The sequence below is a fragment of the Herbaspirillum sp. C7C8 genome (genome assembly GCF_022627875.1).
Classification (GTDB): Bacteria; Pseudomonadota; Gammaproteobacteria; order Burkholderiales; family Burkholderiaceae_D; genus Herbaspirillum.
Map to the genome: position 1 here is coordinate 89,592 of NZ_JABXGG010000012.1, position 12,457 is coordinate 102,048.

The following is a 12,457-nucleotide window of genomic DNA, read 5'->3' on the forward strand; positions in this document are numbered from 1 at the left end:
CATGAAGTTCGCTACCCTGCGCGACGGCTCGCCTGATGGCGCGCTGGTACTGGTCGCGCGTGATGCCGCCACTGCCTTGCCGGTGTCGCAGATTGCGCGCACCCTGATCGATGCGCTGGCACGCTGGGACGAGGTCAAGCCTGCACTGACCGAGCGTTATGAGGCCCTCAATGAAGGCCGGGCCGAGGGTGTCATCAGCTTCGATGCGCAGCTGTGCATGGCACCGCTACCACGCGCACCGCAATGGCTGGACGCATCCGCCTTCCTCAATCACGGACGCTTGATGGAAGAAGCCTTCAAGACGCCGCCGATTCCGTATTTCGATACCGTTCCCGTGATGTACCAGGGGGCCAGCGATGATTTCCTCGGGCCGCAGCAGGACGTGCCGCTGCGCTCGGAAGCCGAAGGCATCGACTTCGAGGGCGAGTTCGGTGTGGTGGTCGGCCCGGTCGCCATGGGCGCGACACCGGACGAGGCCCTGCAGGCCGTGCGCCTGGTGGTGCAGCTCAATGACTGGAGCCTGCGCGCACTTGGCCCGCATGAGATGAAGACCGGTTTCGGTTTCCTGCAGGCCAAGCCCTCGACGGCATTTGCACCTATTGCCGTCACGCCCGATGAACTAGGCATGGCCTGGCGCGATGGCCGTGTGCACATGCACTTGCATGTGCAATGGAATGGCGCGCGCTTTGGCGAACCGCACGGCGGCGAAATGAATTTTTCCTTCGGTCAGTTGATTGCCCATGCGGCGCACAGCCGCCGTCTTACGGCGGGTTGCATCATTGGCTCGGGTACCGTTTCCAATGTTGCGCGCGCGGCCGGTTCGGCTTGCATCGCCGAGCGGCGCGTGATCGAGAAGATCGATCACGGCGAGATCCGTACCGGCTTCATGCACTTCGGCGACGAGGTGCGCATGCAGGCGCATTACGAGGATGGCAGTGCCGGTCCCTTCGGCATCGTGCAACAACGCGTGGTGCGGGCAGCATGAAGGTCCTGGTCACCGGCGCGGGCGGCTTCATCGGCGCGACCCTGCTGCGGTTGCTGCAGCAGACGGGGCAGGTCGGCACGCGACGCATTGCGCGGCTGGCGGCCATGGACAAGCGCTTGCCATCGCTGCCAGATACCGTTGAAGGTATCGAGGGTCAATTGCAGGATGCGCAGGTGCAGTCACGTCTGGCGCAGTTCGGTGCTGATCTTTGCTTTCATCTGGCCGCGGTTCCGGGTGGCGCGGCCGAAGCCGATCCGGCCTTGAGCCGCCGTGTCAACCTGGATGCCACGCTCGATCTGTTCAACTTGCTGGCTGAGGGCAGGGCCGCAGCAAGTGCAGCGCCGGTGGTGGTGTATGCCAGCACCATCGCGGTGTACGGTACGCCCTTGCCCGACCCGGTCGTTCCGACGACGCCCACGCGACCGGCCTTGATCTATGGCGCCCACAAGCGGGCCTGCGAAATCCTGCTGGCCGATGCCACGCGGCGCGGTGTGCTCGATGGTCGTTCGTTGCGTTTGCCGGGCATCGTGGCCCGCCCGCGCACTGCATCCGGACTGGTCTCGGCCTTCATGAGCGAACTGCTGCATGCACTGGCCGCAGGTGAATCAGTGACCCTGCCGGTGGGGCCGCAAGCGACCGCGTGGTGGATGTCGGCGCAACGTTGTGCAGAAAACCTGCTGCATGCGGCGACCATGGATCCGCTGCTGGATACGGAAGGCCACATGGACCGCACCTGGGCCTTGCCGGTGTTGCGGCTGTCCATGCAGGAAGTGGTCGAAACGCTCTCGGCCTTGTATGGCGTTGATGGCAATGCGCTCGTGCGCTATGCACCGCAAGAGCCGGTGGAGGCGGTCTTTGGCCGCTATCCCGTGCTCGATGACCGCATTGCGCGCAGGCTTGGCTTGCGTGATGACGGGACGGCGGCGGAGTTGGTGCAGCGAGCGCTGACCTTCCTCTCCTGAACCTCAGGGTCGGCCCCTCTCCGCCGTCACGGTTCTTGTCCCTGCTTGCCTGCTCTGACGGCTCCCTTCTCCACGGATCAGTTGAGACAAATAATGTCTCTTCCCGGTGCGATCATTCATTCCTTCAGCAACAAGGAGGCCTTTTGCAATCCGATTGCCAGGGACCGGGATATGAACCGTAAAAGGAGCCAGAAGATGCCGGTATTGATTGAACACATTGATGCGATCGCAAGGAAACGTCAGCGTGATGTGCTCTACCTCTCATTTGTCTTGGAACGCGATTCACACAGGTATTTACAATAATGTTGGCCTGATCGGGCTTGCTGGTGAAGAGCGGGCTGACCCATAGCATGATCGGAAAGTGAAAGCATATCCTCGATGACACCACGTTTTGAACAATTGCAGAGGGCTGCAGGTTGGATAAAGGAGGCAGACGGGCTTCTGATCACGGCCGGGGCAGGTATGGGCGTCGATTCGGGGTTGCCGGACTTCCGGGGAGAGGAAGGGTTCTGGGCTGCGTACCCGGCGCTGGGCCGGGCCGGTCTCTCCTTTGAAGACATCGCCAACCCGCAGGCATTCTTGTCCGATCCTCGGCGCGCATGGGGCTTTTATGGACACCGGCTGGCGCTCTATCGCGCAATCGTGCCGCATCACGGTTTTACCCTGTTGAGACAGTGGGCCGACAGGATGCCATCTGGCGCCTTCGTCTTCACCAGCAATGTAGATGGTCATTTCGGAAAGGCTGGTTTTTCCGATCAGCGCATTGTTGAATGTCACGGATCGATTCACGCCATGCAATGTGTGAACGCCTGCTCTAGCGCAGTCTGGTCTGCAGAGGGCTTTGAACCGGACGTTGACGAGGTGAGCTGTCTACTGCAAGGGGACCTGCCAACCTGTCCTCACTGTGCAGGCCTGGCGCGGCCACATATCCTCATGTTTGACGACGTAGACTGGCATCATACGTCGGCAGTGCAGCAGCGATGGCGCCTGGAGCAATGGATCGCTGCCACGCGGCACCTTGTGGTCATCGAAATCGGAGCGGGCTCCGCACTTCCGACCGTGCGACGCTTCGGCGAACGATACGGTCCGCGCGTGATCCGTATCAATGCACGCGAAGCAGCCATTGCCCCGCACATCGGAACGGGAATTGCCGGTTCGGCGATAGATGTGCTGCGCGAGCTGGACAGCTTTTCCCAGGAGAGATCCTAGCGCTTGAGAGTGGCAAGGGCGTTGAGGACCTTCAGAGCGTTGAACAGCGCTAGTGGTCTTTTTCATAGAGTCGCGCGCTGGCCTTGGCCTCTGCAGAGAATTCCTTGCGCAGGCTCCGGGGTTCCAGTATTTCGGCATGGGGGCCGAAGGAGCGCAGCCACCAGCGCAGTCTTTCGCTGAGAATGACCGTCGCCCGAACGGTGATACTGCCATCCGGATGTGTTTCCACGGTCTGGTCGCCTGAGATGGGAGCTTCCAGAACGGCGTGGTTGCGGCCTTTGGCAAAGCGAACGGCCAGTTTGATATCTCCTTTCGGAAGGAAATCGAATTGCCTCTCTTGCGCGATGTATTTCTCCAGGGAGAAGTCGCGGGGATAGGAGAACGGATCCGGACAGACCTGTGCGCTCTTCATGCGGTCGAGCCGGTACATGGCCGGATCGGGCTTGGAGGTCCGTTTGGCCACCAGATAGACGAACGAGGCCATTTCGACCAGGCCCAGCGGCATGACCAAACGGGCCTCCGGCGTTTTGTCCGGGCTGGACCGGGCGTGATAGACGATCTCCAGAAGCTGCTCGGAAAACAGCGCTTCGGAGACGGACAAGAAGATGGATTCCGGTGTCACCGGAGCCAGTAACTGAAAGCCGCTATCGACGACGGCCACTTTCTTGTTCCAGCTGGCATGTCGCCGGGTATTCGATCCCATCCCCTGTTTCAGCCGCTCTTGGGCGACATCGAACAGTCCCGCAAGGGAATTGGCCACTAGCGCCGGGATCTGGCGACTGGCAAAGCGTTTGAGCGCCTGCAATGCAAGGGCCTCGTCAAAGGTCATCATGCCGCCCGCTTTGGCGGCCACGCCGCTGGCTCCTTCCTTTTTCTGCCACGCCAGCGCATTGCCGATCTTGTCGCTGATCACCACACCCTCATCGCGAAACGCCTCCAGGCGGCGTTGAACGGTCTTGTTGTGCTGAACGCTCAGGCCACTGCGTCTGAGTGCATCCGCGACTTCAGGCGTGGTCATCCAGGGATCAGTCGATTTCCTGGTTGGCAGGAGAGCAAGAATGGGGTAGTCGAGGGGGGACATGAGAAAGCAAGGAAATCGAATGAGACATAAAATGTCTCATGGATGAGGGACACTGGCAAGGCTGGTCAGGGGACGAGCAAGAAATGCCGATGCCGATCCCTTCGCTGCATACATTTTCGGGTCAACCACATCAAGGAAAGAGAACAATGAGAGAGCTGATTTCCAGTCTTCAACAGGCGATCAAACAGAACACGCTTGATTCACGTCGTATAAACGATGCGATTGGTCAGCTCCAGGCCCTCGGTCACAAGGCGTATGACGCACACAAGTTCCCGGCGCTTCCCGCGAACACTGCAGAGTTTTCCGGTGACATCGGTGATACCCCACAGAACCTGGCAGAAGCGCTGCTTTGGAAAATGGGCAAGTGGAATACCTACAAAATATTCGTGGAAAATTTCAATGATCTCGACCGGGAAGTCTCATCCGACGGCGGCGTCGTTTTCTCTGCCTTCGCCAGGTATCTTCGGGATCCTGATGCGCCGATTTATGATCAACATGCGATGCGCGCGATTTGGGCGTTAGGCTCGCTGGATGCAACCGAAGAGGAAAAATGCACGAAGTTTCTTTTCACGGGGAGCGGCCGCTGGAGGCAGACCGGAACTGGCGACAATGACGCCTCCTGCTACCGGCTGTTCGTTAAACATGTCAACGCGATCTGCGACACCAACCAGGTGACGCACGCCGCGCTGGACAAGCTGCTCATGCCGTTGGGGCAAGCACTCAAGGCGCGTACGGGAAATGCGAATGTCAGTGACAGGCAGGCCTTCGTCGAACTTTGCTGGCCAAGCTGAAGCGCGACACTTTTGTACGTTCCGGGAGCTCACGTTTGAATGAACGCCGGGTGGCCGGGGGAGGGGCTGCGTGCCCCTGGTTCTCGACGTCGCAAGGCGCGCGTGGGGCGTGAGTTCACGCCGCCAACCCAAACTGCTCCAGCGTATAAGGCCGCCTCTGCCGCATCACCTCGTTCAATTCCATCGCCTTGCTGAACAGCCATCCCTGCGCATGAATCTGCGGTGCGATGCTGCGCACGAGCTGCAACTGTTCTTCCGTTTCAATGCCCTCGATGACCACCTTCAGCTCCAGCTCGGTGGCCAGGCGCAGCAGGTTGGGGACCACCGAGCGCAGCGGCGATCCCGTGCTAAGGGCGCTGGTGAAGAGCCTGTCAATCTTGATGCCGTCGAACTGCGCATACGACAGGTGCGAGAGATTGGCGCTGCCGGTGCCGAAGTCATCGATCCAGATCGCAAAGCCGGCCTTGCGCAACAGTTCGATGTTCTGCGTGAAGGTGGCCGAACGGATGTCGGCGCGCTCGGTGACTTCCAGGTGCAATTGCGAACGTAGCCCCGGCGTGGCCGCCGTCAGTTCCAGGGCGAACTCGATGAAATCCGCATCCTCGATGTCGGCGACCTCGGTATTGATAGCCAGCATCAGCGCCGGATCGGCCTGCAGCAGGTCGTGCATCTCGCGCACCGCACGCGCCAGCACCACCTTGGCCAGCGCCGCACTGAGCCGGTTCTGCGCGGCCAGCGGCACAAAGATGTCCGGACCGATCTCGGGCTCGCCCGCCGGTCTCCAGCGCGCCAGTGCTTCGTAACCCGTCAGGCTCAGATCCCGCACGCAGACGATGGGCTGGTACAGCAGCACGATCTCGTCACGAGCAATGCCCTCGCGCAGTTTCTCCAGCACACCCTGGTTGCGGCGCAGGCGCAGATACATCAGGCAGGCCAGCGCCCCCAGCAGGAAACCGCCAGCCAGCAACGCCAGGAAGCTCAAGGGATGCGCCAGCGCAAACCAGTGCAGGCGCGCCGTGGCATGGGCGCACAGGGCCATGTCGCGACTGCACTCGGTAATGTCGATATGAGGCAGCAGATCCATCGCTCCGGCCGGGTTGTAGCGCAGGGCGGTGCGCTCGGCATAGGTGTGCGTGCCATCGCCGTTGGTGATGCGCAGTGACACATCCTGATAAAAACGGTTGAGCTCGAAGGTCGAGGGCGAGGCGATGGCCAGGCTGTGATTGAGGGCGACCAGATTGCTCTGGTAGTGCGTCTGCAAGACTTCCTGGCGGCTCCATACGTCGAAGCCGCCGCGCGCGCGATAGTGCGGTGCGGGCAGCCGGGTCGGCTGCTCCAGCTTGCCCCACAAGGCCGTACAGCGCACCACTCCCTGCTCGATGCGACCCAGGTCGGCCACATAACTGTTGGCATAGGCGATGTTGCGCAGCATGGTGAGATCACCCTCGGAACAGGCTTCGAACGGACTGGCCTCGGCCCGGCGCAGTGCATCGGCAGTGGCCCGCCCGGCGTCTTCCGCACGCTGCAAGGCCTGCATCGACGAGGCGTCGATGTGGACAATCTCCGAGACGGTCAGCGCGAGCTGCGCCAGAATGACTCCCCCAAGCATGCAGCTGCAGGCCCAGAGAAGGATTTTCCAGGAGGAAACGCGTCGGAAGACTTGGCGATTCATTGCTCAGAAAGTAATTATGTCGCGCAAGCTTAATTTAAAACGCTGCTTCCTTATCCGGTTTTTTTCGTGGCCGCTTGTTTTGCCTCGTGTTTTGCGGCCATTTCCCAGCGTGCGGTAGACACCCCCATCGCAAGTGATGTGCGCTATCCACGAATCTCGCCAGTCCTCGCGTTGGCGAGGGATGGCTCATCTCATGCGCTATCGGGGAGAACTCAGGATGTGACCTTGACCGCGCGCCCGATGTAGAGAATGGGGCCAGTCGGACGGCCTGTGGGGGAGCCGGTTCCGGGCTCCAGCGTGATCTCGAAGAGCTGGTCCGGCTGCAGTGGCGGCAACTTGTCCAGAGCCACTTCCTGGGTCTTGCCCGGCTTGACGAGGCCCAGCGAGACCGGTCCGTTCCAGTTGCTGCCCTTGGTCCAGAATTGCAGCGCCTTCTCCTGCGGCACCGTGGCCACGCCCAGCGGGATCAGATTGAGACGTCCGCTGCCGCCGGTCTGTACCACCCAACCAGGCGCCTTGTCCTGCGGTGCGACCAGCACCACCATGTAAGCCGGTGCTCCGGTGGGCGGTCCGGCACGCAACATGATGACGGCCAGCAGGACCGAGCAGGCCAGCGCCGTGGCCGTACTCCAGCGCCAGAATTGCACGCTTTCCCACCAAGCGCGCCAGCCACCGCGCTGACGCACGGCTGCCGGTGCGGGCAGGCTGCGCTCGATGCGCTGCCACAGGCTGGTCGACGGCTGTACCGGCTCTGCCAGCGCGGTCAGGGGGTGCAGCTTCGCTTCCCAGTCGTCGACGGCGGCGCGCAGGGCAGGGTCCGTGGGCAAGCGCCGCTCCACCTCCTGGCGCTGCGCGTAGGGCAGCGTACCCAGCACGTACTGGGCGGCCAGCCATTGCAGATCTTCGTGTGATGCGTTCATCCGATACACTCCCGCAGGGCGGCCAGGCCACGCTTGATCCATGCCTTCACCGATCCCAGCGGGGCCTGGAGACGCTCGGCGATTTCAGCGTGGGTACAGCCATCGACATAGGCGTAGACGATGCTGGCGCGCTTGGCATCGCTCAACTGGCCCAGGCACTCGTCGAGCCGACCGAGGTCGGCTTGCCACTCGGGCGCTTCAACGGCGGGCTCGGCGCGCTCAGCCAGTTCTTCCAGGTCGTCACCGACGGCGACTTCGTGCTGCATGGCGCGGATGCGATTGAGGGCGGTATGGCGCACCACCGTATAGATCCACCCGCGTGCCGCACCGCGCGCCGGGTCGAAGCTGGCGGCGCGGTTCCAGAGGTTGAGGAAGGCGTCATGCAGGACGTCCTCGGCCAGTGCGCGATCACGCACGATGCGCAAGGCCACTCCCAGCAGAGTGCGCCCCTCGTGCTCGTAGAGCGCCTGCAATGCACGACGCTCGCCGTGCGCGCAGGCGAGCAGGGCGGCTTCATGATCGAACGAGGCGGGGACGTCAGTCACGCGAAAGCAGGCTCCGGGCGATGGTTGCCCGGCCGGAACCTCCGGCCGGGGTAAACAGGCCTTGGATTATAGCCAGGGATGAGCCCGCATCAGGATGCCTTCCAGAAAATATAGTCGGCCTGGTAGCCCACCTTCTGCTTGGCACCCGCCGAACCCATGTCGCAGCGAGCAGCCGGGGCCACGCCGCCCTTGGTGGCGACGCGCTGGATATAGGTCGTCTGCGTCATGGCGCCCATGCCGGTGGCCGGATTGGCCTTGACCAGCTGATGCGGGATATTGCCGGTGCCGGCCGGTGCGACCGCCACCTGGGCGCCCGTCACCTTGGAACCGTCGCTGCTCTCCCAGGTGGCCGGCGGGCCATAGTAACGTCCGACCTGCATGCCGCTGCGATCCTTGAGCACGGCATCCGGGCCGACGAAGCTCCACTCGAACTGGCCGGGCATGTCCTTCTTGGCGCGGCACTCGTAGAGGATCTCGCCCACGCCCACGGTCTGCAGCACGACCTTGTTGCCGGCCGGAACCTTGACGGCCTCTGGCAGGCCGTCCTGCGAATACATGGTCGACATGGGCGCGCAGGCCGCCAGAGACACGGCAGCAGCCAGGGGCAGGACGATACGGAGGGAACGGGAAGACAGGACGGCAGTTTGCATGATGGGCTCCTTGTTTCTTGAAAGGGATGTTGTCTCGTGCAGCCCGCCGCCGCATGCGCGACAACGGGGCTGACATGAGGTACTACCCGCGAGGAGCCGATCTGGATGCAGTAATCTGAAAATATTTTTTCCGGCCCGACAAATGCGCGTCGGGCCGGCATTGCATCAGTTGCGGGTGGCGATGGAAGGATAGTCGCCGCAGCCTTCCGGCCAGGGCGTGAGGATTTCATAGCCCTTGGCGGTGACCACCACCATGTGTTCCCACTGGGCCGACAGCGAGCCGTCGGCGGTCAGGACGGTCCAGCCGTCGTCGAGCTGGCGGGTATGGCGCTTGCCGGCGTTCAACATCGGTTCGATGGTGAAGATCATGCCTTCCTTGAGTGGCAGTCCGCTGTTGCGCTGGCCGTAGTGCAGCACTTGTGGTTCATCGTGATAGATGGTGCCGATGCCGTGGCCGCAGTATTCGCGCACTACCGAGAAGCCGTCGCGCTGCGCCACGGTCTGGATGGCGTGGCCGATATCGCCCAGGGTGGCGCCCGGACGCACCGCGCGGATGCCCGCGCACATGGCCTCATAAGTGGTGTTGACCAGCTTGCGCGCGGTGGCGTTGGGGGAGCCGACCAAGTACATGCGGCTGCAGTCGCCGTACCAGCCATCCTTGATGACGGCCACGTCGATGTTGATGATGTCGCCATCCTTGAGCACCTGGCCACCCGGGATGCCATGGCAGATCACGTCGTTGACGGAACTGCAGATGGTCTTGGGGAAGCCGTGGTAGCCGATGTTGGCGGGGGTGGCCTGTTGCACCTTGACGATGTGGTCATGGCAGATGCGGTCCAGCTCGTCGGTGGTGACACCGGCCTTGACGTGCTCGGCCACGATGTGCAGCACTTCGGCCGCCAGTTGCCCGGCCACGCGGGCCTGGGCGATTTCTGCGGCGGTGCGCAGCTTCACTTTTCTCATGCTTGTCTGTTCGGTGGGTGCCGCGCGGTGCGCAGCGGTCGTTCGGGCGACTATTTTAGCCGGGCTGGCAGGCGGCTGCCGCATCGCTCCGTGTTCCTGGCGATTTTTCGAGGAAGGATGCAGAATTTTTCAAACAGCGGTGCTGGCGCAGACTTGTCAGTAGAATCGATGCAAACGGCATGATTCATTCACTGCATTGATCAATCCCACAGCATCACCGACCACAACGGACTCCATGGAACTGAGGCAACTGCGCCAATTCATCGCGCTGGCAGAAGAAAAAAGTTTTACCCGGGCGGCCACGCGCTGCCATGTCGTGCAATCGGCGCTGTCGTCCTCGATCCGCCTGCTGGAAGAAGAACTGGCGGCCGCATTGTTCGTGCGCACCACGCGCCGGGTGGAGCTGACGGCGGCTGGCGAAGCCTTCCTGGAGAGCGCGCGCCGTTCGCTGGCGGCCCTGGAGCAGGGGGCTACCGACGTGGCCGACGTCAATGCCATGCGGCGCGGCCGGCTTTGCATCGGCACGGTACAGAGCCTGCCCTCCTTTGTTGATCTGCCGGCGCTGCTGGCACGTTTTCACCGTCGCCATCCGGCGGTGGAGGTGCGGCTGTGCCAGGGGGCGGCGGGCGAACTGAACGAGAAGATCGATGCCCGCCAGCTGGACCTGGCCATCCTGCCCATCGAGGAAAGCGGGGAGGGTTTGCAGCAACACATCATCGCCTGCGACGAACTGGTGCTGGCCTGCCACCCCGGCCATCGCCTGGGCAAGGCGCGTTCGGTGACGCTGGAACAACTGGCCGGCGAGGGTTTCGTCGATTTTGAAACCGGGTTGGGCACGCGTGCGCTGGTCGATCGCGGTTTTGCCGAAGCGGGCCTGCGGCGTCGTGTGGCCTTTGAGGTGAGTGACCTGGTGACCTTGCTGGATCTGGTCGGGCATGGGCTGGGCGTGGCGCTGTTGCCGCGCGACCTGGTGCGCTCGCGGCGGGGCAGGCTGGCTTGCATCAAGCTGCGCGGGGTGGAGTTGTGCTGGGAACTGGTGGTTACGCACAAAGCGGCGGCCCGCAATGGCGTACTGGTGCTCGATGCGGCACCGGCGGCGTTTCTGGCCTTGTTGATGGAGCAGGCGCAGGCCCGGGAAAAAAGCTGAATCAGCGGCCCGGCAGGATTGCGCCCCACTCGGCGCTGCATGTTGGATGACCGGCCCGCGTCCTCGAACAAGGCCGCATGACAACGCGGCACTACCATCAGCACGCGATGTCCTGCGCTTGGGTGGTTTCAGGGCGATATGAAGACAGCTTCAGGTGGGGGCGCCACCGTAGCCGATTTCCGTCGCCCCTGTGGGCGTCAGATGAAGCGTTTGACCGCCCGTGGCCCGAACAGTGCCACCACCATCATTACCAGCGCTACTCCCGCAAAGCTCGCCCGCAGCCCCAGGTGCTCGGCCACGCCACCGATGCACACCGGCCCCAGCAGCATGCCGACGTAGGCAAAGCGTGCCACGGCGGCGATGCTTTCGGCGGCGGGCATGCCCGGTACGCGGGCCGCTGCCAGGAAGAAGATCGGCATCAGGTTGGCAATCCCCAGCCCGGCCAGCAGCAGCCCGGCCATGGTCGCCAGCGGGGTCGGCAAGGTCGCCGCCAGTGCGATGCCGGCAGCACCCGCCACGCCGCTCCAGAGCAAGGTACGCAGGCCGCCGATACGGGCGCGGATGCGGTCGCCCGTCAGGCGCCCGGCGGCCATGCCGGTAGAAAACGCGGCGTAGCTGTAGCTGACCCAGGCGGCGGGCGACTGGGCGATGTCGCGCATGTATACCGCAGCCCAGTCATACATGCCGCCCTCGCACATGAGCGCCAGGAAGGAGATCACGCCCAGCACCAGCACCATGCGGCGAGCCGACCTGTCGCTGCCGGGCGTGGCTGCCGTTTCATCGTGGGCATCGTCAGGCAGGGCGAAGGGGCCGATGGACAAGGCCACCGACAGCGTCACCACTGCCACCAGCCCGGCATGGGCCAGCGGCGACAGGCCGGGCAGGGCGCCCAGGGCCGAACCGGCGATACCACCGATGCTGAACATGGCATGCAGGGTGGACATGATGGGCCGGCTGCGGCGACCTTCCACCAACGCGGCCTGGACCGACATCGCGACGTCAAAAGCCGCCATGGCGCTGCCGAACACCAGCAGCAGCGCCACCAGCATCCAGAACTGCGGCGCCAGCGGGATCAGCAGCAGCGTGGCCGCGTAGAGGATGCCGGCCTGGCGCAAGGCGCGCGCGCTGCCCACTCGCGCAATCCATTTGCCGGACTGGCCCATGGTCAGCAGGGCTCCCCCGGCCACGGCCAGCATGGCCAGCGACAACACCGCGTCCGACAGGGCGAAGCGATCCTTCACCGAGGGAATCAGGATGCCCCAGGTGGCGAAGGTGGCACCATTGACGAAGAACTGCGCCATGGTGGCGCGGGTGGCGTGGCGGATGCGGTGTGGTTCGCAAGCGGGTGCGGATGAGCTGCCTGAAAGCATGGAGAGGTCTGGCGAAAGTCAAAGAGCGTCACTGTGCCAGTTTTTGATTCATTCGTTAAATGGATTATTCAGATCGGCTTGATCGATTCCACAGATGAATGTGGTGGCTCTCGCCGCAGCGCAGTAGGGCGTGCCGCGCCGGATTTCACTGGAAAGGGCACT

Annotated in this window: 12 protein-coding genes; 5 read left to right on the forward strand and 7 right to left on the reverse strand. The window is 63.1% G+C overall.

Annotation, left to right across the window (positions count from 1 at the left end; genetic code table 11):
• Position 1: 1 nt before the first annotated feature.
• From HWE01_RS15125 to HWE01_RS15135, 3 genes are all read left to right on the forward strand, one after another.
• The gene (locus HWE01_RS15125) at positions 2-985 is read left to right on the forward strand and encodes a fumarylacetoacetate hydrolase family protein (RefSeq protein ID WP_241822235.1); all 984 of its coding nucleotides are present in this window, start codon (positions 2-4) and stop codon (positions 983-985) included.
• The gene (locus tag HWE01_RS15130; RefSeq protein WP_008326045.1) at positions 982-1,947 is read left to right on the forward strand and encodes an NAD-dependent epimerase/dehydratase family protein; all 966 of its coding nucleotides are present in this window, start codon (positions 982-984) and stop codon (positions 1,945-1,947) included. The genes HWE01_RS15125 and HWE01_RS15130 overlap by 4 nt, the downstream gene beginning before the upstream one ends.
• Positions 1,948-2,325: 378 nt before the next feature.
• A complete protein-coding gene (locus HWE01_RS15135) occupies positions 2,326-3,156 on the forward strand; it encodes an SIR2 family NAD-dependent protein deacylase (protein ID WP_241822236.1) in 831 nt (276 codons plus the stop codon).
• A 49-nt stretch (positions 3,157-3,205) separates the two neighbouring features.
• Here HWE01_RS15135 and HWE01_RS15140 read toward each other — a convergent pair whose 3' ends face one another.
• Positions 3,206-4,174, reverse strand: a complete 969-nt coding sequence (locus HWE01_RS15140) for a helix-turn-helix transcriptional regulator (protein WP_241822237.1) — start codon at positions 4,172-4,174, stop codon at positions 3,206-3,208.
• A 101-nt stretch (positions 4,175-4,275) separates the two neighbouring features.
• On the opposite strand from HWE01_RS15140, the gene HWE01_RS15145 reads away from it, so the two are divergent.
• The gene (locus HWE01_RS15145) at positions 4,276-5,028 is read left to right on the forward strand and encodes a hypothetical protein (RefSeq protein WP_241822238.1); all 753 of its coding nucleotides are present in this window, start codon (positions 4,276-4,278) and stop codon (positions 5,026-5,028) included.
• Positions 5,029-5,143: 115 nt separating this feature from the next.
• On the opposite strand, the gene HWE01_RS15150 is transcribed toward HWE01_RS15145, so the two are convergent.
• From HWE01_RS15150 to map, 5 genes are all read right to left on the reverse strand, one after another.
• Positions 5,144-6,637 carry an EAL domain-containing protein gene (locus HWE01_RS15150; protein WP_241822239.1) on the reverse strand — a complete coding sequence of 498 codons (1,494 nt, stop codon included), beginning with the start codon at positions 6,635-6,637 and terminating at the stop codon, positions 5,144-5,146.
• Between the two features lie 275 nt (positions 6,638-6,912).
• Positions 6,913-7,620, reverse strand: coding sequence for an anti-sigma factor (locus tag HWE01_RS15155; protein WP_008326055.1), 708 nt, complete (start codon positions 7,618-7,620; stop codon positions 6,913-6,915).
• Complete coding sequence (locus HWE01_RS15160; RefSeq protein WP_175342769.1) at positions 7,617-8,165, reverse strand: sigma-70 family RNA polymerase sigma factor; 549 nt, start codon at positions 8,163-8,165, stop codon at positions 7,617-7,619. Before HWE01_RS15160 ends, HWE01_RS15155 begins: the two co-directional genes overlap by 4 nt.
• 89 nt (positions 8,166-8,254) lie before the next feature.
• Complete coding sequence (locus HWE01_RS15165; protein ID WP_241822240.1) at positions 8,255-8,815, reverse strand: DUF3455 domain-containing protein; 561 nt, start codon at positions 8,813-8,815, stop codon at positions 8,255-8,257.
• Between the two features lie 165 nt (positions 8,816-8,980).
• Positions 8,981-9,778, reverse strand: a complete 798-nt coding sequence (gene map, locus HWE01_RS15170; RefSeq protein WP_034349815.1) for a type I methionyl aminopeptidase — start codon at positions 9,776-9,778, stop codon at positions 8,981-8,983.
• Between the two features lie 235 nt (positions 9,779-10,013).
• Here map and HWE01_RS15175 point away from each other — a divergent pair, with 235 nt between their 5' ends.
• On the forward strand, positions 10,014-10,925 hold the full coding sequence (locus tag HWE01_RS15175) for a LysR substrate-binding domain-containing protein (protein ID WP_241822241.1): 912 nt from the start codon (positions 10,014-10,016) through the stop codon (positions 10,923-10,925).
• Positions 10,926-11,122: 197 nt separating this feature from the next.
• On the opposite strand, the gene HWE01_RS15180 is transcribed toward HWE01_RS15175, so the two are convergent.
• On the reverse strand, positions 11,123-12,295 hold the full coding sequence (locus HWE01_RS15180) for an MFS transporter (protein ID WP_241822242.1): 1,173 nt from the start codon (positions 12,293-12,295) through the stop codon (positions 11,123-11,125).
• Positions 12,296-12,457: the final 162 nt, after the last annotated feature.